Genomic DNA, 23,613 nt, shown 5'->3' with positions numbered 1-23,613 from the left:
GAAATACGTTATATATGAACAACGATTCAACAAGATGGATGCAATATCGCACATATACAAGTCTAAAAATGGCGTGTGATATTGAAAAAAACAGTTGAAATACTAAGGATTATGATTGGAGAGATGGCCATTATGGAAAAAATTTGGTTTGCTGAATACCAAAAAACAGGGATTCCAGAAACAGTAGAATTACCAGCAGAAAATACTTCTCTAGTAGATATTTTTGAGCGTAATTTCCAAAAATTCGGCTCGCGTGATGCCTTTATCTTTATGGATAAGGCAATGACTTTCAATGAACTGGAAGAGGCGAGCCGTAAGTTTGCAACTTATCTACAAAGCTTGGGGTTGGCAAAAGGTTCACGTGTGGCAGTGATGATGCCAAACGTTCTTCAGTATCCGGTTGTGGCACTTGGGGTGTTCCGCGCAGGTTTGGTATTGGTCAACGTGAATCCACTCTACACATCGCGTGAACTTGAGCATCAATTGAATGACTCAGGTGCTGAAGTACTGGTGATTATTGAAAACTTTGCTTCTGTTTATCAAGCGATTATTGGTAAAACACCAGTGAAGCATGTCGTGGTCGCTTCTGTCGGTGACATGCTGGGTGCCTTGAAAGGAACTTTGGTAAATTTTGTCTTGCGTTCTGTGCGCAAGCAAATTCCAGCTTGGGATATTCCAGGCCATGTGAGATTTAATGCGGCGTTATCTAAAGTTAATCCAAGTAACTATAAACGCCCTGAATTGACCCTTAGCGATACAGCAGTTCTTCAATACACAGGTGGTACCACAGGCGTATCTAAAGGCGCTGAACTGACACATCGTAACCTGGTTGCGAACATGCTGCAGTGTGACGGCATCTTCCAGAGTAAATTTGGTGCGCAAGATGGTCAGCCAGATGACCGTATTTTCTGTGCATTGCCGCTTTATCATATCTTTGCATTCATGGTATGCGCACTTTACGGTATGTACAAAGGTCAGGCGAATGTTCTGATTCCAAACCCGCGTGATTTACCTGCGGTGATGAAAGAGCTACGTAAATACCAGCCGACTTTCTTCCCGGCAGTGAACACACTTTTCAATGCGCTGGTAAACAATGAAGAGTTTAAGCAACTTGATCATAGTAAACTGAAAATGGCGATGGGCGGCGGTATGGCCGTACTTCCTTCTACTGCAGCAGCATGGAAGAAAGTTACCGGAACCAATATCGTTGAAGGCTATGGTTTGTCTGAAACTTCTCCGGTGGCAACAGCAAACCCACCTGCGTCTGAAGAATTCAGTGGCACTATTGGTATTCCATTACCATTGACTGAAGTGGCTATTCTGGATGATGAAGGCAATGAAGTTCCACTGGGTGAGCAAGGTGAAATTTCAATCCGTGGTCCTCAGGTCATGAAAGGCTATTGGAACCGTCCGGATGAAACTGAAAAAGTCATGGTGAATGGCTTCTTCCGTACCGGTGATATCGGTGTCATGGATTCACGTGGTTATGTGAAAATTGTAGACCGTAAGAAAGACATGATTCTAGTGTCTGGTTTTAACGTCTATCCATCTGAAATTGAAGAAGTTGTAGCAACTCATCCAAAAGTACTGGAAGTGGCTGCGATTGGTGTGCCAGATGAAAAATCGGGTGAAGTGCCAAAACTGTTTGTTGTGAAAAAAGATCCGTCTTTAACCACAGAAGAAGTTTTAGCATTCGCTAAAGAAAACCTGACCGGTTATAAACGTCCACGTTATGTCGAGTTTATGGATGAATTGCCAAAATCCAACGTAGGTAAAATCCTGCGTAAAGATTTACGTAAAACAGCCTAATACCTGTAAGAAAAAAAAGCGCCATCAGGCGCTTTTTTTGATTTGGACTTTTTATTTTTTCATTAACCAGCGATCAAAATAAGGACGACCTACGCCGACTACTCCCAAGAAAATAAACATGGTACCGAACTGGCGGGTAAATCCGGTTTGATTAAAGCTGCCATAACTTAGAATGTTGTCGATCAAGCAATACACCAGAATCGCGACCAGCCAGTGCCAGAGAGGCATACGCTTGATACCTACGAAATAAAAGGCAATCCATAAAATGGCAAAGGTAAAGATTGGCGACCAGATATTCATATTGGCACAAATGACGGCCATCAGAAATGCCACAATCGGCAGGACAATTTTTAATACGCGATCCACTTGACATTGATGCTGGCGTTGTTTCTCGAGGATATCGAACATTTCATTTTGATCAGGCGCGACCATAGTGAATCCTTAACAAGTAATAAAAAGCACTTTATTTAACAAAATTTATTCACGAAATGCCATGCTATGATAGAGATAAAATTTTCATGAGAAAAAACAGATGCACAGCATTAGTGGGGTTATTTATCTCATTTTGGCCGCTTGTCTTTTGCCTTATGTGTTTACATTGATTGCAAAAAAATCAGCAGGCTTCAGCAGCAAAGACAATCAGAATCCACGGGCATTTTTAGAAAAGTCTTCAGGCTTGGCCAGTCGCGCCAATGCTGCCCAGCAGAATAGCTTTGAAAGTTTGCCACTCTTTATTGCTGCGATCTTGATGGCAGAGTACCTGGTGATATCACAAGATTTGGTCATGATTTTTGGTGTGGCTTATCTGGTTTTTCGTGTGTCGTACGGAATCTGCTATTTAGCCAACTGGGCGACTTTACGCTCTATCGTATGGTTGCTCTCGATGTTATGTCCGGTAGCTTTATTGCTGCTGATCATCAAGTTGGTTTAAGTCATCAGGTCTGCGGACATATTTACAGTTCGATATTTTAAAATCCAAAAAAATCTTTAAAAACCGTTATAATTGTCGCGGTTTTTTAAAAGATATAACTTGTTAAAGAGTGATGCTATGAGCTACAGCAATATCCCAGCGGGTAAAGATGCGCCAAACGATATCTATGTGATCATCGAAATTCCTGCAAATGCAGCACCAATCAAATACGAAATCGATAAAGATTCTGATGCGTTATTTGTAGACCGTTTCATGGGTACAGCAATGTTCTACCCAGCAAACTACGGTTATGTACCAAACACACTATCGCTTGATGGTGACCCATTAGACGTACTGGTTGTAACGCCTCATCCAGTAGAGCCAGGTTCTGTCATTCGTTGCCGTCCTGTCGGTAAATTGAACATGGAAGATGATGGTGGTGTTGATGCGAAACTGGTTGCAGTTCCACATGACAAACTGACTCCAATCTACAAAGATGTTCAGGAATATACTGATCTTCCTCCATTGTTGATCAGCCAGATCGAACATTTCTTCCAGCATTACAAAGATCTTGAGCCAGGTAAATGGGTCAAGCTGAGTGGTTGGGAAGGTGCTGATGTTGCGAAACAAGAAGTTATGAGCTCAATCGAAGCTTATGCAGAAGCAAATAAATAATTGCTTTTTGTCGTCCAGGTTTTAACTTTTTAAAGCCTGGAATAAAAAAACCTGCACATTGTGCAGGTTTTTTTATGACTTGAAATTCGTATGAATTAGAATAATTTCACAGGAATGTCTAACCAGATACGCCATTCATTAGTGTCACCAATGTAGTTTCCGTATTGGTATTCATCACTCGCACGGTAGTATGAGTGACGTACACGTAAGCTGGTATCTTTAGCAAAACCAGATTGAACTGTATATTTTACCTGATTAAAGAATTCACGTTCTTGAGCATCACCAGTGATTAATTGAGAGCGATCATTTTGATTAGCAACATCAATATCCCAACCATATACAAATGCAGAAGTCCAAGATAGGCCAGGAACATTCATTGCACTGAAATCGTAAGTATATTGAAGCTGTGCTGATTTTTCATCATTACCAATAAAGTCAGACAGGTATGAGTTCGGCATATAAATGGTTTGATGACCATCACCTACACCTTGACCTAAACCATAGTCATAACCTGTATTACCTGTATTTTGTTGGTAAGCTAGCATGACATTGTGTGGGCCTTTATTATAGGTCGTAGAAATTGCCCAAATATTGTTGCTTAACTTATTTAGATCATTTGTGGTATGCGAATAAGTGTATGCACCACCATCTGACTTTTTATCCCAATCAGTATGATAGCCACTAAAGTCATGAGTTAAAGTACTACCATTCGCCAATGCATAACTATAGTTTGCATTAACATAATGACGCTCTAGGCGGTCTTTAATGTCTGTACCATAGTAAGAAGCATTCACTGCATCATTAAATTTGTATTTTGCACCCCAAACTATTGCGCGATCCAATTCATTACCATCAGATTTGATCTGGCTTGAACGCTGGTTTTCAGTAAATTTACCAGCAACGAGGCTTAAGTTTTCGATTTCATTACTTTCAACCAATACACCTGTAAAGTATTCAGGTACTAAACGCGCAGTATTGCTTGCAAGTACAGGTAAGTCTAAAACCTGAGTACCATAAGTAGCAGTCGTGTTTGAAACACGTGCTTTTACATATGCGCCGCCACGTGCCCAATGATCATAAGCTGAACCATCCGGATGTTGAGGAATCATGTCATTACCGGCATGTGCATTTTCACCCAATTTGAAAGATGCATCACCGATAATACCGGCACCAAAGCCGACTACACCTTTGGTAAAACCAGAGTCTAATTTAACGATCGCAGTCTGAGCAGCTGAACTTGTATCATTAACAACTTCACGTGCACCGGTTTGATTGTCGTTATAGTTTGTTTTATCGCGGTGCAAATAGCCGGTACGGAAAAGTACAGAACCTCCTGCGTCTTCTACAAAACCTTTCGATTCGCTTTGCTCGCTAGCGAAAGCGGTAGAAACCAAAGCAGCCTGAATCAAAACTGCTAATGTTAATTTTTTTGAATTTTGCATTGGGAAGAGAGCCTTATACAAATTGATCGGAATTTTTTAGGAATTGTATAAGAATTGCTGAAAAAATGTCATTTTTTATTGGATATATTCCACTAAAGTTTAGATTTTTTTAACTCAAATTAAACAATAGCAAGGATTTGAGGTGATTAATTTCTAACCTATCGGTAAAAATTGAGTAAAAACATAATTTTATTGGAAAGTATAAATGATATTTATAAAGTGGTGAAATGAATGTGAGCAGCTTATTTATTTTAGAACGTGCAAAAATTTGATCAAAATTTACGCACTATTTTTTAGCACAAATTTTATTCATTCTAAAAATGGAATCAAAATGGGGCAAATTGTAAATGATTATGTATAAGTATTAAAAAAGTGGTGAAATACCCTCAAATACATTTATTTAATAGAAAGCCTAGATAATTTAGTTTTTTATAGTTTAAATTTTAAATTAAAAACAATAACTTAAATTTTATTTATCTTTTTAGATTTATTATTTTGGTTCCTTCTATCCAGATTGGCATAGCTCTTGCAAATTTTGAGCTTGAGTTTAATCAATGATCAAAAAACGTCTCAGACGATCTGGGGGAGCCACACAATGAAATTAACATTAAAAGTATTATCTCTTGCTTTATTGGGCACTGTATCTTCTTTTACTTTTGCTGAAGAACCTGTTGCTGAACATACGGTATCTGGAAATATCAGCGTACTCTCAAGCTATAACCTGCGTGGTATTACTAACATTCCTGAAAATAGCGGCGCTACCTTACAAGGTGGACTTGATTATAACCATGCCTCTGGCTTCTATGCAGGTTGGTGGGGATCTACGCTAGATTACCCTTTGTCTGAAGAAGGACGTGATGCTTTCGAAAATAACTTCTATGCTGGCTATAGCCATGCAGTCAATGATGACTTAGGTTTAACGATCGGTACGACCTACTATTATTATTATGAATCTGATGTTAATTCTGATGGATTTGAGCTGTTACTGGGTATGAGCTATAAAGATTTGGGTGTTACAGCACAAACTCTTCTCGAAGATACCACTTGGGGCAATGCGGGTGATACCTATTTAAAAGCCACTTATAGCTATGCTTTACCACAAGATTTTAGCTTGGATACTGCTTTAGGTTTATATGCTTATGAAAAATCAGGTGACTTTATTGAAGGAACTACAGAAAGTTTTGGTTTCCGTCATTTTGACATCGGTTTAAGCAAGCCACTTGGTGACACAGGTGTAACTGCAAGCATGAATTATATCTTGGGTGGTTATGACCGTTTTGATGAAAAACAAAAGAATAAAGTCGTATTTGGACTGGGTTATAGCTTCTAATCCTCTTTAGATAAAAAGGCGACCTTAGGTCGCCTTTTTTTAATGATCTAAATCTGCTGCTGCCCGCGATAAGACAGGGCCTCCGAAAGATGCTGACTTTGAATATCTGGACTTTGATTTAAATCGGCAATGGTGCGTGCAACACGCAAGACCCGATGATAGCCGCGCGCTGATAAATTCAGTTTTTGCTGAGCCATTTCAAGCATATTCTGAGCAGACTGATCTAATGCGGCATATTGCTCTAACTGCTTTGGACTCAAACTCATATTCAAGGTATTTTGCCGTTGCATCTGAATTTCATAGGCTGCAATGACGCGTTGTCTAACCGTTTCTGAGTTTTCTGTAGGTCGATTGTCCTGTAATTCATGCGCTTGTAATGGCGGTACATCAATATGCAAATCAATCCGATCCAGCAACGGGCCTGAAATCCGGTTCTGATAGCGTTTAATACTTTCGGGTGAACATTGGCAGCGGATATCTTGATTGAATGCATACCCACATGGACATGGATTCATGGCAGCCACCAACTGGAAATTAGCCGGAAAGGTAATTTGGCGTGATGCCCGGGAAATGACGATTTCCTTGGCTTCCAAAGGCTGCCGTAAGACTTCCAAAACTTTACGGTCAAATTCTGGTAGCTCGTCCAGAAATAAAACCCCTAAATGTGCCAGGGTAATTTCTCCTGGTTTGGGGTGTGAGCCGCCACCGACCAATGCTACTGCAGAAGCAGTATGGTGCGGTGCTCGAAAAGGCCGTTGCCCAAAAGGGTGATTGGCATTCGCCACCGAATAAATACTGGCCACTTCCAGATTTTCCTGCGTCTTTAAGGGCGGTAAAATACTGGCCAATCGAGAAGCTAGCAAGGTCTTGCCTGTTCCAGGGGGGCCTCGGAACAGCAGGGAATGACCACCTGCCGCGGCAATTTCTAAAGCACGCCGTGGTCGTAATTGTCCTTTTACATCCGCAAGATCAAACTTATAAAAATGGTCTGTAGCGAGTGGGCCGGCTTCTATTTGCGGCAAGCGCTGCGCTTGGGAAAGATGTTCACACACTTCTTTTAAATGATTGGCTGCAAAGACTTTAAAGTCTGGGAGCTGACAGGCTTCCTGTGCATTTGGGCCAGGTAAAATCAGTTGATGCTGGTCGCTTTGACAGGCAATGGCAATACTCAAGGTACCGCTGACAGGACGTAATTGACCATCAAGGGCCAACTCGCCAATAAATTCAAGATGCTCGGTGCAATCTTCTGGAAGCTGACCTGAAGCCACTAAAATGCCTAAAGCAATCGGTAAATCCAGACGTGATCCATCTTTTGGTAAATCTGCAGGGGCCAGATTAATGGTCAGACGTTTGGTCGGAAATTGAAAGCCGCTATTCAAAATGGCAGAGCGTACCCGGTCTTTACTTTCACGTACCGCCGCTTCGGGAAGCCCCACTATAGTGAGTGAAGGCATACCCGAACTGACATGAACTTCGACTTCAATTAAAGGCGCATGCAGGCCCAGCAAGCCTCGCGTATAAATTTTAGCAAAAGACATTATTATTGTTCCAATATGGTGCGTTATTTTTATCGTTCTGGTGTCTTTTGTGCACTGTAGTTGTGCTTACTTTTTGTTCGAAATTTTCTCTTCTAATGCTTCCACCTGTTTCAGTAAATCATTCAGGCGATGATTGGCATTATTTAGGGCAGTACGCTGACGTTCTATTTCTTCTTTAGACACCAAATCCATTTTAGATACAGCTTCATTTAATAGGGCACGGATATTATGTTCTAAATCTTTCTTAGGTTGTTCGACTTGCTGCAAAATTGCTTGTAATAAAGTTTCAATCATTGTCTGATCCATCGCCGTAGAAAGGAGCGCACAGTTTAGCATTGCTAAAATGCAGACTATAGTATTTCAGACAAAATATAGACTTATTCGATTAAAGATATTGTAAAAATCCACATAAAAAATGTCTATTTTTTGAAGATTCAAAGCCTTTATCCGTATAAAATAAGGTATAAATAAACCACATGCCAGGCTTTCTAATTTCCCCCGACCTTAGGAATCTTGGCATGAAATTTGAACGTAAAACCTTACTGGTGAAATAAGCCGAAGGAAAACAAACATGAAGCTCGTAACTGCAATTGTAAAACCTTTTAAATTAGACGATGTTCGCGAAGCATTGTCTGAAATTGGTGTTCAAGGCATCACTGTAACTGAAGTGAAAGGCTTTGGTCGTCAAAAAGGCCACACTGAACTCTATCGTGGTGCTGAATACGTTGTAGATTTCTTGCCGAAAGTCAAAATTGAAATCGCGATTAGCGATGAAATGGTAGACGCGGTGATTGAATCTATTACTCGTGTGGCGAGCACTGGAAAAATCGGTGACGGAAAAATTTTCGTGACTAACTTAGAACAAGTCATCCGTATTCGTACAGGTGAAACAGGTGCAGACGCTGTCTAACTTGGCACGAAGTTTGCTGAGTACCTAATAACTCACAAAAACTTGGTTGGGGGATACGAATGAAAAAAATGCTACTCGCGTTCGGCATGGCCGGCGCTCTTTTTGGTGGTTCTGTTGCATGGGCTGAAGAAGCTGCAACAGCAACAACACCGACAGAAGAAATTGTGCTTGTTGAAGAAGCAGGCGATACAACAAATACAACAACAGACACTACAGCAGCAATTGCTGAAGCAGCGCTAGTTGAAGCTGCAGCGCCTGCAGAAGAAGAACCAACTCTAGATACCGGCGATACCGCCTGGGTTTTAACCTCTACCGCTCTAGTTTTACTCATGACCATTCCTGGCTTGGCGCTATTTTATGGCGGTATGGTCCGCAAGAAAAACGTTCTGGCGACGATGGCACATAGCTTTATTGCTGCGGCGGTGGTCAGTATTGCCTGGGTGATTATTGGTTATACCCTAGCTTTCGGTGAAGGCAATGCCTTTATAGGTGGCCTGGATAAATTCATGCTGGCCGGTATTACCACAGAGGCGCTTTCAGGCACGATTCCTGAAATCCTGTTTGTGATTTTCCAAATGACTTTTGCCATCATTACGGTTGCCATCATCAGCGGTTCGATTGCAGAGCGTATGAAATTTGGTGCTTTCGTTGCTTTTATCGCACTTTGGGTGGTGATCGTCTATGCACCAATTACCCACTGGGTATGGGGTGGTGGCTGGTTAGGTAACGACGGCGCGCTTGATTTTGCCGGTGGTACGGTTGTACATATCAACTCGGGTGTTGCCGGTCTGGTAGCAGCGTATATGTTAGGCAAACGTATGGGCTTGGGTCGTGAATCTATGGCACCGCATAACCTAACGCTTACTGTGGTCGGTGCATCTTTGCTTTGGGTAGGCTGGTTCGGTTTCAACGGTGGTTCTGCATTAGGTGCCAACGGTTCTGCAGGCTATGCTTTGATCGTGACTCAAGTCGCAGCAGCGGCCGCAGCCATCTCTTGGTTAATCACTGAAAAACTGGCACGTGGTAAAGCTTCTGTATTAGGCGGTGTATCGGGTGCAGTTGCTGGTCTGGTGGTCATTACTCCAGCTGCAGGTTTTGTGACTGTAGGCGGTGCATTGGCGATGGGTCTGATCGGTGGTGTGGTATGTTTCTGGGGGATTACTGCACTGAAACGCGCATTGAAAGCCGATGATTCTTTAGATGCTTTTGGTTTGCATGGTGTAGGTGGTATTGTCGGCGCGATTTTAACCGCGTTCTTTGCTAGCGAATTCATCATGGGTGACAATGCCCCTGCCAATGTCATGCATCAGCTTTGGGTGCAAGTGGAAGGTGTACTGGCAACCATTGCTTACTCTGCGATCATGACCTTCATTATCCTGAAAGTCATTGACTTGATCATTGGAATCCGTGTGGCATCTGATGATGAGCGTATGGGTCTGGATTTAAGCCAACATGGCGAACGTGTCGAATAATAATAAATACACCATAATCAATATATAGTGTAAAACAGCCCGAATGGGCTGTTTTTTTTCTATATGTTGCGTAAAACTCTACAAAGTTTGTAATTTTTGCTACACTCGGAATCCATCTGGATTTGTTCAATTAAACCGCTATGCATTGCCCATTTTGCAATACTGCAGACAGTAAAGTGATTGATTCACGCCTGGCAGCTGAAGGCTGTCAGATTCGTCGTCGCCGTGAATGTGTCAGTTGTAATGAACGCTTCACTACCTTTGAAAGCTATGAAGTGGTGATGCCGCGCGTCATCAAGTCGGATGGCAAAAATGAACCTTTCGATGAAGCCAAATTACGCCGTTCCCTGATGCATGCCTTGCAAAAACGCCCGGTGACCCAGGAGCAGATTGAAACAGTGCTGAGCGATATTCAGCTACAGATTCGCCGTCTGGGTGAGCGTGATGTGAAATCACGTACCATCGGTGAAATCGTGATGCAGTCTTTATTCGCACTTGATCATGTTGCTTATGTGCGTTTCGCTTCGGTCTATCAGGATTTTCAGGATGTCGAAGCTTTTCGTCATCAGATTGAACAGATGCAACAACGAGAATTACAAGAATAAGCATGGCTGAACTGAATCAAGATCAAATCTGGATGCGCCGGGCCATTGAATTGGCACGTCAGGGGCAATATTCCACCAAACCGAATCCGAATGTCGGCTGTGTCATTGTTAAAGATGGCATCGTCATTGGTGAGGGTTTTCATCCCCAGGCAGGACAGCCGCATGCCGAGGTGTTTGCGCTGCGTCAGGCGGGTGAGCAGGCACGTGGTGCAACCGCTTATGTGACTTTAGAACCTTGTGCGCATTATGGCCGGACGCCGCCTTGTGCCAAAGGCTTAGTCGAGGCAGACGTGGCTAAAGTTGTCGTGGCCTGTCCTGATCCCAATCCGCTGGTGGCCGGCAAGGGTGTACAGATCCTGAAAGATGCTGGCATTGAGGTAGACGTTGGCATCTGTGAAGATGAAGCGCATCAGCTGAATCAAGGCTTCCTGAAAGCCATGGCGACTGGTCAGCCGTATGTGCGTTTAAAAATTGCCTCAAGCCTGGATGGTCGTACTGCCATGGCATCGGGTGAATCGAAATGGATTACCGGTGTGGAAGCGCGTCAGGATGTGCAGCATTGGCGTGCAATTTCAGGCGCGGTGATCACCGGAATTGATACAGTTCTTGCGGATGACTGTCAGCTGAATGTGCGTCAATTGGATGGCGTTGAAGATATCAAGACAGTGGTGCAACCGAAACGGATTATTCTGGACCGTCAGGGGCGTTTACCACTCAACGCAAAAATTTTAGTGCAAGCCGACACCGTGATGGTGATGGGACCATTTCGTCAGGAGCTTGCAGATCTGGGTGTGCTACACTTGCCGGTACAGCCTTTAGCAGAATTATTAAAGCAACTGGTTCAACAGCATCAGATTTATGATGTCTTGGTGGAAGCAGGGGCGACCTTATCTACGGCATTTTTACAACAAAAATTGGTTGATGAACTGATCAGTTACGTTGCACCGACCCTATTGGGTCAGTCTGCGCGTACCATGTTTAATGCAGAATTTAGCCATATGGCCGAACAACTCCGATTTAAGCTGCGCGATGTAACTCGCTTGGGTGATGACGTGCGCTTTAGGCTAATTCCTTTTCAAGAGACATTATGAGTTCAGAGTCTACTGTTTATCATAAACGTCGCCATGCGGCACGTACCACCGATGAATATCTTTTCCATCAACTGGTTCCCTATCTGGGCAATAAGCGCCGTTTACTGCATTTAATTCTGGAAGCTCTGGAGAGTACGGGAACCCTGAAACGTAGCGATGGCCGTGCTCCAATCTTTGCTGACTTTTTTGCAGGTTCAGGCGTGGTCTCGCGTTTGGCCCGTCAGAATGGTTATCGCGTCATTGCCAATGACTGGGAACCGTATAGCCATGCGCTGAATCATGCGGTACTGGCCTGTACTGAAGCACCGGCATTTAAAGAACTCGGTGGCTATCAGAAAGCGATTGATTATCTGAACCGTCTGCCGGAAGTTAAAGGCTGGGTGACGCATAACCTGTGTCCGCGTAATGATGAAATTTATGATCCAGCCCGTGATCGTTTGTTCTTTAAACGTCGTAACGGCATGCGTATTGATGCCATCCGTCAGCAGATTGCAGCCTGGCAGGCACAAGGTGCAATTGATGATGTGGAAATGTCTGCCTTGCTGGCACCCTTGCTGTATTCCGCCAGTTTTGTCAGCAATACTTCTGGTGTTTTCAAAAGCTTTCACCATGGTTGGGGCGGGAAAACCCAAACTGCGCTGGAACGGATTGAATCTTTACTATGGTTAACGCCAAGTCGTTTTTGTGAATCGGATCAGAAAAAAGGAATGGCCGCAGAAATGTGGTGTGTCGATGCCCAGCATTTGGCCAACCAGATGAGTGGTTTTGAAGTAGATGTAGCTTATCTGGATCCACCGTATAATCAGCATGCCTATAGCAGTAATTATCATGTGCTGAATGCGCTGACCTTATGGGATCAGGCCGATTTGCCGACTCCAGATACCAAGGGCTTTAAGAGCGGGATTGACCGGGCATGGCGCAAAGAGCGTCCGAGCCAGTACAATTCCTCTAAATATGCCAAAGAAGCTTACGAGAGCCTGTTGGCCACCATCAATGCACGTTTCATTCTGACCAGTTATTCAACTGACGGTAATATCAGCGCTACCGATTTGTTACAGGCCAATCTGAAACGTGGCCGGGTGACCTTGCTAACCCAGGATGTGCCGCGTTATCGTGTTAGCAAACAGCGCCAGTCTGAACGTGCCCGCGTGCTGGAATTTATTGTGATTACCGATACCCACGCCAAGTCAGGTCCACCGATCCGTCAATTACTCAGCCAGCTGCATCATTATGCAGAATTGGGTGGTGTGGATACGACCGGCGTTAGTACCCAGTTGGCCCTCTGGTAAAAGAATTGAAAAGGAAATAAAAATGTTTACAGGTATTATCGAAAGCCTCGGCAAAGTCGAAAGTCTGCAAAGCGTTGGTGGTGATGTACGTTTACGCATCCAGACCGATCTGGACATGTCTGATGTACATCTGGGTGATTCTATCGCGACCAATGGTATCTGCCTGACCGTGATCGACTGGGGCGAGAACTGGTATGCGGCTGATGTTTCCCGTGAAAGTCTGAACCGGACCACGCTCGGCACCTGGAAAGCCGGTCAACCTGTCAATGTTGAAAAAGCCATGTTGCCGACTACGCGTTTTGGCGGTCATATTGTGTCAGGTCATGTCGATGCAGTCGGCGAGATCACCCTGGTACGTGAAGATGCACGTTCAATTTATTATGAAGTGACTGCACCTGCTGAAATTGCCAAATATCTCGCAGAAAAAGGCTCGGTCACAGTCGACGGCATCAGTCTAACGATTAATCATTTGCGTGGTAGCGTGATTAGTCTGAACCTGATTCCACATACTGCTGAACGGACCAATATCGGTACCTGGAAAGTCGGTAGCAAGGTCAATCTGGAAGTGGATGTATTGGCACGTTATATCGAGCGTTTATTGCTCGGCGATAAAGCCGCCGAAACCACTGAACAATCAAAAATCAGCATGGATTTCCTGGCTGAAAATGGTTTCTTAAAATAAAAGAAATGTTGATTTACTGAACAGTCTGATTGAAAAATTAGACTGTTTTTTTATTTTTCGGGATAATCAGCAGTTCAACTTGCAAATATTGCCTTGGTGGACGGGTCGAATGCTCGATTTTTTACTTAACTTGGAACAGTCATTGCCGCTATTGCTCGATCAATATGGGGTATGGATTTATGCAATCCTGTTTCTGGTGATTTTTGCAGAAACCGGTTCGGTGTTTTTCTTTTTCCTGCCCGGCGACAGTCTATTGCTGGCTGTGGGAGCTTTGTGCGCCAGCAGCGATCTGGTGACCCTGCATTCGATGGGGCTGTTGTTATTCACTGCCTCGGTGCTGGGCTATAGCGTGAATTATTACACCGGAAAAGTTCTCGGTTTAAAATATTTCAATCAACATTCACGTTATTTCAAGCCGGAATATATGGTGAAAACCAACCACTATTTTATGAAACATGGCGGTAAAACTATTTTAATCGCACGTTTTATTCCCTTTGTCCGCTCATTTGGCCCTTTTGCCGCCGGTTCAGCGCATATGAGCTTTGCCACATTCAGCTTTTACAATATTGCGGGTGGCATCCTCTGGATTGGCACTTTATTAAGCATTGGCTATCTGCTCGGAAATGCTGCCTTTATGCTGGCAGATTTTTTGTAAGATGCGACATAGAAGATAAAAAAGCCCGAATTTTCGGGCTTTTTTAATGTGAAAGGATCATTTAAATATTGTGAGGCTGATCAGAAAATTCAGAATTTTTCAGCATATACTCGATTTCTTCTTTGGCTGCCGCACGCATTTTTTCACGAAGTGCATTCACGGTCTGTTCAATCACGGTTTCTGCCTCAAGTTCCAGACGTAAACGCACACTTTCTAATTCGGATAAAATGGACTGGTCCTCAATCTGGATGCGACCTTTGGCAAAATCAAAAGTCGTCTCAGGATTTTTTGCATAACGTGCGACATAGTGCTGCACTTCAGCCTCTAGATGCGTATTTATTTCAGCGAGCGCCTGACTCTGTTCGCTAAATTTGCGCTGTTCCTCATGACGTAGCTGTTCTTGATAGACCTGTTCTTCGGCACGTTTCTCGGCCAAGGCCTTTTCAAGCGCAAGCTGTTTGCGAATACGGGCTTCTTCAATCAATTCGGCCTTGCGCTGCGCATACGCGGCTTCGATCTTGCGTTCAGATTCCTGTTGCAAGCGCTGGTCGCGACTCTGCCATTCTTCCAAAGACGTTTCTGGCTTTAAAATATCGCAGATCCGAGAGAGGTCATCGATAAAGGTCTGACGTACAGCTTCCGGCACATTTAACCAGCGCTGTTTAAAATCGGGACCTACATTTAATGCCACGTGCCTCTCCTTGTGGATGATATCGGTTAAAGCTTATGGGTGTCCGGTTCAATACCTAAACGACGATATTGCTTGAATTTTTCACGACCCAGCTGTTTAGCCGTTTCATGGTTTTCAATGATCTCAATAATGTGACTAAATTTTGCGTAAGGTTCAAGTGCTTCCGGATTAAAATTGAAAATAATCCAGTCGGACTGTTCCGGTAGTGTCGCCGAAATACAGACCGTGGCCTGAGGCTGGTCAATACCATGTGGAATAAAACTGACTGGATCAAAACTCCACAAACATTCATCTAGCTGCTGTTGCAAATCTGTATCGGCACACAGTAACCAGATCCGCGCCGGCTGACGCAGAATCTTACGACATAAACGACAAGTGCTGTCCACTTGTCGTTCAGGGCTTTTTTCAAATAAATAAAAGCTGACTTTAGCCATTGCTTTGAACGCGATTCGCCAGGAATTGCATTAATAATGGGACTGGACGGCCCGTTGCGCCTTTATTGGTACCTGAGTTCCACGCTGTGCCTGCAACATCGAGATGTGCCCAGCGATATTCACGGGTAAAACGTTGCAGGAAGCAGGCTGCAGTCACAGAACCGGCTTTTGGACCACCGATATTGCCAATGTCGGCAAATGGTGAATCCAGTTGTTCCTGATAGTCTTCCAGTACCGGCATACGCCATACCCGGTCAAAGGAATGCTGGCCGGCAGCTTCTAGTTCTGCTGCCAGTTTATCATCTGGCGTGAACAGACCCGTTAGTACTGAACCCAAAGCGACCACACAGGCACCGGTTAAGGTCGCAATATCAATCACCAAAGCAGGATTAAAACGTTTTACATAGGTCAAGGTATCACATAGGACCAAACGACCTTCGGCATCGGTATTCAGGATTTCAACCGTCTGACCGCTCATGGTCGTTACGATATCACCAGGACGGGTGGCTTTACCTGAAGGCATGTTTTCTGCTGCAGCGATGGTTCCCACCACATGTAGAGGTAAGCGGGCTTCGCACAATGCACGCATTGTACCGAGTACAGAAGCTGCACCGCACATGTCGTATTTCATCTCGTCCATGCCTGCGCCTGGTTTAAGGGAAATACCGCCGGTATCAAACGTAATGCCTTTACCCACCAAGACTACCGGTGCTTCGCTACGCTCTGACTGATATTCCATGCTGATAATCCGACCAGGACGCTCTGAACCTTTACTTACCGCAAGGAAGGCGCCCATGCCTAAATCTGCCATTTGCTGTTCATCCAGCACTGTGACTTTAAGTAGGTCTGGATATTCAGCCGCCAAAGCCACCGCCTGTTCTGCAAGATATTCAGGGAAACAGATATTGCCCGGACGGTTGCCCAGGTCACGTGCCAGATTTTGTCCGCTTTGCACTGCTTGTACCTGTTGCAACTGTTCGGTAGTTAAGACGCTATGAGTGGCAATCAGGTCGATCTGCTCGAGCACAAATTCATTCTTCTTGGATTTATATTCATCATAACCATAGCTGGCCTGAGTCAGGAAGAGCGCAAACAGATAATGGAATTCTTGTGGAAGTTGTGTCAGATCTACAGAAATCTGTTTGAATTTTTTTTGAGTGACTTGAATAATAGTTTGCGCGATTTTTGCAAGTTTTGCCGGTTGCAGTTCAGCGACCTTGCCTAAACCAATTAGTGCTGCATGGCTGGACTGGCTCACCTGACCAATCAGGCTCAGGCTTTCCGCCAACGCTGCCTTGAATTGAGAGGCTTCAATTAATGTGTCTAAATTATTGATTTGATAGGTTGCGGTTGTATTCTGAAGTTGTTCTGAGTCAACTAAAATCAACAAAGATTGACTTGATCCATTCTCTGGGAATGACGTATTAATTGTAAGTTTCATATTCTGTTTTCACGCCTGTCTAGATGGGTAAATCATTCAGTCATTGAAACATTTATCCGAATAGATTTTCAATGGGCAGGGCGGCCTAGGTTTTATATTTTTGCTATTCGGGTAAACTAGCACTCGTTTTATGGACCTTATTTTGGAAGAATTAATTTGATTATTCGGCGTTATCTGGTCAAGCAAGTTGTCTCGACATCCTTGGTGGTGATTGCCTTATTGACCTTGATCATGATGGGCGGTCGACTGATCAAGTATTTTGGTGTCGCGGCGCAAGGCCGTCTGGATGCAGGCATTTTATTTAGCATTATTGGCTACCGTTTGCCTGAATTCTTGACCCTGATTCTTCCGCTCGGTTTCTTTATTGGACTGATGCTGGTGTTTGGCCGTTTATATGTCGACCATGAAATGGCCGTGATGAATGGCAGTGGCGTCAGTCGGCATCAATTGGCGCGTCTACTGGTGCCGATGACCCTGGTGTTTTTGATTGCTCAGGCCGGATTGATGCTGTGGGCTGCGCCGTGGGGCATTCGCCAGTTTGAAGCCCTGACCACCAGTCAGGCGGTACGTACCGGCTTTGACCTGGTGCGACCGAAAGAATTTATCTCCTCTGGGCCCTATACCATTTATGCCGGTGACCTGTCAGAAGACCGTAAAAATTTAAAAGATATTTTCTTTTATCAGCGTGCGGAAAAAGAAGGCAAACCGGATGTGATGATTCTGGCGCAGGAAGCCACCCGAATTGAAGTACCGAATGATGCTGCCAATGTGGTGGATTTGGTCAATGGACGCCGTTATGAGATCTATCCGGGTACACCGCAATATACTCAAGCTGAATTTGAAAGCTATCGTCTGCGCTTAGAAAGCGATGAAGAAGCGCAATTTGCCAGTACTGAAGTTGAGGCCTTACCGACCTCGCAATTGTGGCAGAACCGTCAGGATCCTGTGGTGGCCAGTGAGTTGGGCTGGCGGGTGTTTGTTCCTTTTGCGATTCTGATTGCCCTGATTCTGGCTGTGGCCTTGTCTGAAGTGAGTCCACGACAGGGTCGATATCTCAAGTTATTTCCTGCCCTCATGATTTTTGCCAGTCTGATTGTGGCCCTGATGGCAGTGAAGACGCGGATCAGTAAAGAAGAAATGGGCATTTGGGCCTATCCATTGATTCTGATTGCCTATGCAATTGCGGGTGCCTTGTTCTCGCGTAAACAGAAATTAGGCCCGAAAATCAAGAAACAGATTCAGCGAGTGAGGTCTTAACAATGTTGGCACGTCGTATAGTTGCAAAACATGTGACCCAAACCACTGCGCTGGCGATGCTGGGTGCAACCGGGGTATTGGCGGGTTTACAGGTATTATTTACTTATCTGGGTGAGCTTGGTTCGCTCAAAGATGGTTATGGTGCCTGGGATGCCTTGAAATATGTGCTTTGGGGCGCACCAAATTATTTATATGAAATCCTGCCGATTTCTGCACTGATTGGTGCAGTTTTAGGTCTTGGTACATTAGCCTCGAATAGTGAGCTGATTGTGATGCGTTCGGTCGGCGTGAGCTTATGGCGTATTGTCGGGTGGGTGATCCGTTCAGCACTGTTGTTGGTGGTGTTGTCATTTGCCCTGAGCGAGTGGGTCATTCCTTATACCAATGAACAGGCCAAAAGCGTAAAAAGTGCCAGTAAAGCCGCTCAGCTCGGTGAAGTTCGTGGTTACTGGACTCGGGAAGGGCAGCGCTTTATTTATATCGATTATGCTAACTCGCAAGGTCAGTTGAAAAATGTGCAGATGCTGGACTTTGACCAGAACTATCGTTTGCGCGGTACCTTGCAGGCAGATCAGGGCCAATTTGTTAAAGATGGTTCCTGGACGCTGGACAACACAGAGCAGTTCGATATTCTCCAAAATGGTAATGCCACACTGGTTAAGCAGCAACAGCAACCTTTAGCGCTAGCATTACAGCCTAAATATGTGCATATGGTGACGATTGATCCTGAAGATTTATCGCCGAGTCAACTGGTCAGTTTCATGAGCTATATGCATGAATACAGCCAGGTGCCTAAAACCTATCAGCTGGCCTTCTGGCAAAAACTCGGCTCGCCTTTTGCCCTGATTGCACTAGTAGTGATCGCCTGTTCATTTATCTTCGGGCCATTACGTCAGCAATCCATGGGTTTTCGTCTGGTGATAGCTTTATTTGCCGGACTGGGTTTCTTCTATCTGCAGGATTTCCTCGGCTATGCCAGCTTGATCTATGCACCGTCTCCGGCCTGGTTCGTGTTTATTCCGATTCTGATCATGTTCGGCATTGGCGGATACTTGCTGCATCGGGCACGCTAAGGTACAGGAAAATAGAACAAATCAATCATCATGAGAGGCTTAAACCATATAGGGGTCATGGCCTCTTTTTATAAACTTCGCTAAAATAGAGCGATTAATTCGTAGACGAACAGAGTATTTCATTATGACGGATGCAACTGCTGGCAAAATCCCTCACATTTTGGTGATTATGGATGGTGTGGGTCATCGCGAAGCGGTCGAAGACAATGCGTTTTTAGCAGCTAAACGACCAAATTTAACTGCGATACAGGACAAGCATCCGCATGGTTTGATCTCGGGTTCAGGTGAAGATGTCGGCCTGCCAGATGGCCAGATGGGTAACTCGGAAGTCGGACATATGAACCTCGGCGCAGGTCGTGTGCTGTATCAGGACTTTACCCGGATTACCAAAGACATTCGTACGGGCGACTTCTTTGAACATGAAGTTCTGGTCGATGCAGTTGAGAAAGCCAAAGCTGCAGGTGGGGCAGTACATTTGCTTGGCCTTTTGTCTGAAGGTGGTGTGCACTCCCATGAAGATCATATTGTGGCGATGGCAGAGCTAGCGCTAAAACGCGGTGCGCAAGTCTATTTACATGCATTCTTAGATGGTCGTGATACGCCGCCTAAAAGCGCACAACCTTCTTTAGAAAAACTCGATGCCTTATTCGCTCAATATCCAGGTCAAGGTCGTATTGCCACCATGATCGGCCGTTATTTTGCCATGGATCGTGACAACCGTTGGGATCGTGTTGAACAGGCCTATCGGTTGTTGACTGAAGGTGAAGCGGTTCGTACAGCTGCCAGCGCAGTTGAAGGTTTGGAACAGGCTTACGCAGCCGATGAGTCGGATGAGTTTGTTAAAGCGACCCGTATTGGCGATCTGGCGAAAATTCAGGATGGCGACAGCGTCGTATTTATGAACTTCCGTGCCGATCGTGCCCGTGAATTGACTCGCGCATTTGTAGAAAAAGACTTTGCAGGTTTTGAACGTAAAGTGGTGCCAAATCTGGCGAAGTTTGTCATGCTGACGCGTTATCAAGCCACGATTGATGCACCTGTAGCGTATATGCCTGAAGCGTTGAAAAACTCGATTGGTGAATACTTATCTGATTTGGGTAAAACACAGCTGCGCATTGCGGAAACAGAAAAGTATGCGCATGTGACTTTCTTCTTCAGCGGCGGCCGTGAAGATGAATACCCAGGTGAAAAACGTATCCTGATTCCATCGCCAAGCGTAGCCACTTATGACCTTAAACCGGAAATGAGTGCTTATGAAGTGACTGATGAGCTGGTGGCTGCGATCAATTCAGGTGAATTTGACCTGCTGGTGGTGAACTTTGCCAATGGTGATATGGTCGGTCATACGGGTGTATTCGATGCTGCGGTGAAAGCTGTTGAAGCGGTTGATACCTGTTTGGGCCGGGTTTATGAAGCGGTAATGGCGCAAAAAGGTCATATGATTGTGACTGCCGATCATGGTAACGTAGAGCAGATGCAGGACTATCACAGTGGTCAGGTACATACTCAGCATACCACTGAATTGGTTCCGTTTATTTATGTCGGCCCAACTCAGGCCACGATTGCAGAAGGCGGTGTATTGGCAGATGTAGCGCCGACTTTATTAAGTCTGATGCAAGTTCCGGTACCTGCTGAAATGCAAGGTCGTAACCTGATTCAGCTTGATGCATAATTTTCGATAAAATTCTAAAAAGGTCAAAGAATGGCAAGAACACGCTGGAAGTCTGTTGTAATACCATGCTTAGTGATGTGTTTGAGTCATTCAGCTTGGGGTGCGGGTTCAAATGAGCCGGCATTCGATGATATGGAAATGGATGGGCAGGTCTATTCCGAAATTCCTGTGGCATCCATTCAAGAATTCGTACAAATTTATGGCATCGTAAAAGATAATTATATCCAAGATAAAAATGACGATGCCTTGTTTCAACAGGCCATTCAGGGTCTGGTCAGTGGCTTAGATCGCTATTCCCGTTATTTGTCGCCTGAAGATTATAAGCAACTGCGTGAATATACCGAAGGTGATCTGGCCAGCATTGATTTTGATCTGCAATTTGACCCGCGGTTGAAGCAATGGGTAGTTCAGGGACTGAGTTCCGATGCTGATTCAGCCAAGCAGGGACTTCGAAATGGCGTCACGGTTTATAAAATTGACGATCAGGTATTAAATAGCCTGAATCAGGAGCAAGTCCGGCAGTTATTGAGCGGAGCCGTTGGCTCTACGCTCATGATCCAGCTTTCCCCGCAAAGTCCGGCCGTTCGTCTGGTCCGCAATACCAAGCTGGATACCGAAATTAAATCGAGCTTGCACAATAACCAGGTGCTGGTTTTACAGGTCAAGGTTTTTCAGCAAGATACTGCCAATGAAATCAAACGTCTGATTGAAAGTTATTCGGATAAACGCTTAAAAGCCGTATTATTTGATCTGCGCAATAATCCCGGTGGCTTACTCTCGGCTGCAGTTGAATCTGCCGATTTATTTTTGAATCAGGGCGTGATTGTCTCGACCAAAAGCCGTGCTGAAGGCAATCAGCAATTTCAGGCCTTGCCGAGTTTTGAGTTCCAGAATCTGAAAGTTGGGGTGCTGATTAATAACCGTTCGGCTTCTGCAGCAGAAGTGTTTACTGCAGCCTTGAAAGAACATAATCGTGCCTGGGTAGTCGGAGAAAAGAGCTATGGCAAAGGCGTAGTACAGAAACTCTTTCCTTTAAGCAATGGTTCAGCCTTACAGATGACCGTATCGCAATACTTTAGCCCGAGTGGCCAGATGATTGAAGGGCGGGGCGTGCAGCCGCATTTCAACTATCCCTTTAAGCAGGAAATGCGTGAGGAGAGCTATTTGGAACATGTCACAGACTTGCTGCTCCTGCAAAAATAATTATTCGTCTTCTTCGGTATCCAGTCCGAACTTTTTCAAACGATAGCGCAGGGAACGGAACGACATGCCGAGTTTTTTTGCGGCCAGTGTTCGGTTCCAGTGAGTCAGATTCAGCGCATTGAGTAAAATTTCTTTCTCGACCTTTTCCAAATATAGCTCTAGACCCTCTTCAGGCAGCTTTTTAGGTGCAATCAGGGTTTCGGTCGCAATGATCTCGCTCGTGAGCGTATTCATCTCCTGAGAGCTGTTTAGCGCCTGACGTAGCGGTGCACTCTGCAAATGCTGAAGATCAATCCGCTCTTCATCACTTAAAGTAATCGCGCGTTCCATAATATTACGCAATTCACGTACATTACCTGGATAATATTGTCCCAATAAGAACTCTTTACTGCGTTCGGTCAGTTTTTTATTGGGAATGCCCCATTCCTGGCAAATCTTCTGAATAAAGTGTTCGGCCAATAACGGAATATCCTGGCCGCGTTCACGCAATGGCGGTAAAGTCAGATCCATTACATGAATACGGAAATATAAATCCTGACGGAATTTGCCTTGTTGCACCAAGGCTTCCAGATCCTGATGGGTGGCACTGATCACGCGGAAATCCACATCAATTTCGGTATCTGAACCGAGTGGACGAATACGTTTTTCCTGTACGGCACGTAACAGTTTGACCTGCATGGAAAGCGGTAATTCTGCAATTTCATCCAGAAACAGGCTGCCCCCATGTGCAGATTGAATCAGTCCCTGTTTGTCCTGAGCAGCGCCGGTAAAGCTGCCTTTTTTATGTCCAAACAGTTCACTTTCCATCAACTCAGTCGGAATGGCGCCACAGTTAATCGCAATAAAAGGACCTTCATTGCGGTTACTCAGGCGATGGACCAGATTGGCCACGACTTCTTTACCTGTTCCCGATTCACCCGTGATAAAAACCGGTGCCTGGGATCGGGCAATTTTTTGTAAGGTAATGCGCAATTGCTGAATCGGCAGGGATTGTCCAATCAGCATTTTATGTTCGAGCGCATCGTTCGGATTATTATGCGAATAATCCACCGGTTTATTCAGCGCTTTTTGTAAGAGTTGCTCTAGGTGTTTTTGATTAATCGGTTTACTGACAAAATCAAAAGCCCCTGCTTTAAGCGCGGCAATGGCGATTTCCATGTTGCCATAGGCGGTCAGAACCGCGACCGGAAGTGCCGGATAGAGGTTGCCTATCCAGTCCAGAAGCTCCAAACCATTGCCATCGGGAAGGTTTAAGTCGGTCAGACAGGCATCATATTGATGATTGGCAAGGCATTTTTTAGCGTCTTCCAAACGATGGGCAATGTGCGTGCGAATTCCCATGCGCAGCAATGACATTTGCATGAGGGTACATAAATCTTCCTCATCATCCACCAAGAGCACCAGTGGTTGTTGTTCCCCATTCATCTTCCTTGA

23 protein-coding genes are annotated in these 23,613 nt (G+C 44.8%); 15 read left to right on the top strand and 8 right to left on the bottom strand.

Features of this window, described 5'->3' with window-relative positions:
* Positions 1 to 132: 132 nt before the first annotated feature.
* Complete coding sequence (locus tag ACP7BU_RS06130; protein ID WP_004644897.1) at positions 133 to 1,809, top strand: long-chain-fatty-acid--CoA ligase; 1,677 nt, start codon at positions 133 to 135, stop codon at positions 1,807 to 1,809.
* Positions 1,810 to 1,860: 51 nt separating this feature from the next.
* Here ACP7BU_RS06130 and ACP7BU_RS06125 read toward each other — a convergent pair whose 3' ends face one another.
* Positions 1,861 to 2,241: a hypothetical protein gene (locus tag ACP7BU_RS06125; protein ID WP_004644898.1), complete on the bottom strand. Its 381-nt coding sequence runs from the start codon at positions 2,239 to 2,241 to the stop codon at positions 1,861 to 1,863.
* Between the two features lie 100 nt (positions 2,242 to 2,341).
* On the opposite strand from ACP7BU_RS06125, the gene ACP7BU_RS06120 reads away from it, so the two are divergent.
* On the top strand, positions 2,342 to 2,740 hold the full coding sequence (locus tag ACP7BU_RS06120; RefSeq protein WP_425879296.1) for an MAPEG family protein: 399 nt from the start codon (positions 2,342 to 2,344) through the stop codon (positions 2,738 to 2,740).
* A gap of 117 nt (positions 2,741 to 2,857) precedes the next feature.
* The gene (gene ppa / locus ACP7BU_RS06115; RefSeq protein ID WP_004732536.1) at positions 2,858 to 3,394 is read left to right on the top strand and encodes an inorganic diphosphatase; all 537 of its coding nucleotides are present in this window, start codon (positions 2,858 to 2,860) and stop codon (positions 3,392 to 3,394) included.
* A 95-nt stretch (positions 3,395 to 3,489) separates the two neighbouring features.
* Here the strand turns inward: ppa and ACP7BU_RS06110 are convergent, their stop codons facing one another.
* Positions 3,490 to 4,836: an OprD family outer membrane porin gene (locus ACP7BU_RS06110; protein WP_425879298.1), complete on the bottom strand. Its 1,347-nt coding sequence runs from the start codon at positions 4,834 to 4,836 to the stop codon at positions 3,490 to 3,492.
* A 595-nt stretch (positions 4,837 to 5,431) separates the two neighbouring features.
* Between ACP7BU_RS06110 and ACP7BU_RS06105 the strand changes: the two genes are divergently transcribed.
* Positions 5,432 to 6,166, top strand: a complete 735-nt coding sequence (locus ACP7BU_RS06105) for a TorF family putative porin (protein WP_425879300.1) — start codon at positions 5,432 to 5,434, stop codon at positions 6,164 to 6,166.
* A 47-nt stretch (positions 6,167 to 6,213) separates the two neighbouring features.
* Here the strand turns inward: ACP7BU_RS06105 and ACP7BU_RS06100 are convergent, their stop codons facing one another.
* Both ACP7BU_RS06100 and ACP7BU_RS06095 read right to left on the bottom strand, forming a co-directional pair.
* Positions 6,214 to 7,704: a YifB family Mg chelatase-like AAA ATPase gene (locus ACP7BU_RS06100; protein WP_409665578.1), complete on the bottom strand. Its 1,491-nt coding sequence runs from the start codon at positions 7,702 to 7,704 to the stop codon at positions 6,214 to 6,216.
* Positions 7,705 to 7,770: 66 nt separating this feature from the next.
* Positions 7,771 to 7,998 carry an accessory factor UbiK family protein gene (locus ACP7BU_RS06095; RefSeq protein WP_044108966.1) on the bottom strand — a complete coding sequence of 76 codons (228 nt, stop codon included), beginning with the start codon at positions 7,996 to 7,998 and terminating at the stop codon, positions 7,771 to 7,773.
* A gap of 277 nt (positions 7,999 to 8,275) precedes the next feature.
* On the opposite strand from ACP7BU_RS06095, the gene glnK reads away from it, so the two are divergent.
* From glnK to ACP7BU_RS06060, 7 genes are all read left to right on the top strand, one after another.
* Complete coding sequence (gene glnK / locus ACP7BU_RS06090) at positions 8,276 to 8,614, top strand: P-II family nitrogen regulator (protein WP_004281042.1); 339 nt, start codon at positions 8,276 to 8,278, stop codon at positions 8,612 to 8,614.
* 59 nt (positions 8,615 to 8,673) lie between these two features.
* Positions 8,674 to 10,086, top strand: coding sequence for an ammonium transporter (locus ACP7BU_RS06085; protein ID WP_191112169.1), 1,413 nt, complete (start codon positions 8,674 to 8,676; stop codon positions 10,084 to 10,086).
* A 140-nt stretch (positions 10,087 to 10,226) separates the two neighbouring features.
* On the top strand, positions 10,227 to 10,691 hold the full coding sequence (gene nrdR / locus ACP7BU_RS06080) for a transcriptional regulator NrdR (RefSeq protein WP_004281044.1): 465 nt from the start codon (positions 10,227 to 10,229) through the stop codon (positions 10,689 to 10,691).
* A gap of 2 nt (positions 10,692 to 10,693) precedes the next feature.
* Positions 10,694 to 11,782 carry a bifunctional diaminohydroxyphosphoribosylaminopyrimidine deaminase/5-amino-6-(5-phosphoribosylamino)uracil reductase RibD gene (ribD, locus tag ACP7BU_RS06075; protein WP_425879304.1) on the top strand — a complete coding sequence of 363 codons (1,089 nt, stop codon included), beginning with the start codon at positions 10,694 to 10,696 and terminating at the stop codon, positions 11,780 to 11,782.
* Positions 11,779 to 13,071 (top strand): DNA adenine methylase, encoded by a 1,293-nt coding sequence (locus ACP7BU_RS06070; protein ID WP_004281046.1) that lies wholly within the window; start codon positions 11,779 to 11,781, stop codon positions 13,069 to 13,071. The genes ribD and ACP7BU_RS06070 overlap by 4 nt, the downstream gene beginning before the upstream one ends.
* Before the next feature lie 22 nt (positions 13,072 to 13,093).
* On the top strand, positions 13,094 to 13,753 hold the full coding sequence (locus tag ACP7BU_RS06065) for a riboflavin synthase (RefSeq protein WP_004732516.1): 660 nt from the start codon (positions 13,094 to 13,096) through the stop codon (positions 13,751 to 13,753).
* Positions 13,754 to 13,862: 109 nt separating this feature from the next.
* Positions 13,863 to 14,408, top strand: coding sequence for a VTT domain-containing protein (locus ACP7BU_RS06060; RefSeq protein WP_004281049.1), 546 nt, complete (start codon positions 13,863 to 13,865; stop codon positions 14,406 to 14,408).
* A gap of 61 nt (positions 14,409 to 14,469) precedes the next feature.
* On the opposite strand, the gene blhA is transcribed toward ACP7BU_RS06060, so the two are convergent.
* From blhA to ACP7BU_RS06045, 3 genes are read right to left on the bottom strand one after another with little or no spacing between them, the layout of a single operon-like run.
* Positions 14,470 to 15,099, bottom strand: a complete 630-nt coding sequence (gene blhA / locus ACP7BU_RS06055) for a cell division protein BlhA (protein WP_425879307.1) — start codon at positions 15,097 to 15,099, stop codon at positions 14,470 to 14,472.
* A 26-nt stretch (positions 15,100 to 15,125) separates the two neighbouring features.
* The gene (locus ACP7BU_RS06050) at positions 15,126 to 15,533 is read right to left on the bottom strand and encodes a DNA polymerase III subunit chi (RefSeq protein WP_174894119.1); all 408 of its coding nucleotides are present in this window, start codon (positions 15,531 to 15,533) and stop codon (positions 15,126 to 15,128) included.
* Positions 15,526 to 16,974 carry a leucyl aminopeptidase gene (locus ACP7BU_RS06045; RefSeq protein WP_425879309.1) on the bottom strand — a complete coding sequence of 483 codons (1,449 nt, stop codon included), beginning with the start codon at positions 16,972 to 16,974 and terminating at the stop codon, positions 15,526 to 15,528. Before ACP7BU_RS06045 ends, ACP7BU_RS06050 begins: the two co-directional genes overlap by 8 nt.
* A 156-nt stretch (positions 16,975 to 17,130) precedes the next feature.
* Here ACP7BU_RS06045 and lptF point away from each other — a divergent pair, with 156 nt between their 5' ends.
* The 4 genes from lptF (at position 17,131) to ACP7BU_RS06025 (ending at position 22,179) form a co-directional block, all read left to right on the top strand.
* The gene (gene lptF, locus ACP7BU_RS06040; protein WP_004281053.1) at positions 17,131 to 18,231 is read left to right on the top strand and encodes an LPS export ABC transporter permease LptF; all 1,101 of its coding nucleotides are present in this window, start codon (positions 17,131 to 17,133) and stop codon (positions 18,229 to 18,231) included.
* Positions 18,232 to 18,233: 2 nt separating this feature from the next.
* Positions 18,234 to 19,304: an LPS export ABC transporter permease LptG gene (gene lptG, locus ACP7BU_RS06035; protein WP_425879312.1), complete on the top strand. Its 1,071-nt coding sequence runs from the start codon at positions 18,234 to 18,236 to the stop codon at positions 19,302 to 19,304.
* A 124-nt stretch (positions 19,305 to 19,428) separates the two neighbouring features.
* Positions 19,429 to 20,976, top strand: coding sequence for a 2,3-bisphosphoglycerate-independent phosphoglycerate mutase (gene gpmI / locus ACP7BU_RS06030; RefSeq protein WP_425879314.1), 1,548 nt, complete (start codon positions 19,429 to 19,431; stop codon positions 20,974 to 20,976).
* Positions 20,977 to 21,006: 30 nt separating this feature from the next.
* Positions 21,007 to 22,179, top strand: a complete 1,173-nt coding sequence (locus tag ACP7BU_RS06025) for a S41 family peptidase (protein WP_425879316.1) — start codon at positions 21,007 to 21,009, stop codon at positions 22,177 to 22,179.
* Here ACP7BU_RS06025 and ACP7BU_RS06020 read toward each other — a convergent pair whose 3' ends face one another.
* On the bottom strand, positions 22,180 to 23,604 hold the full coding sequence (locus ACP7BU_RS06020; protein ID WP_425879318.1) for a sigma-54-dependent transcriptional regulator: 1,425 nt from the start codon (positions 23,602 to 23,604) through the stop codon (positions 22,180 to 22,182).
* Positions 23,605 to 23,613: the final 9 nt, after the last annotated feature.

It is taken from the genome of Acinetobacter sp. 40AMC3-4 (genome assembly GCF_049898185.1).
Taxonomy (GTDB): domain Bacteria; phylum Pseudomonadota; class Gammaproteobacteria; order Pseudomonadales; family Moraxellaceae; genus Acinetobacter.
The sequence above is the reverse complement of the archived record's forward strand: the minus strand, read 5'-3'. Positions and strand labels throughout refer to the sequence as shown.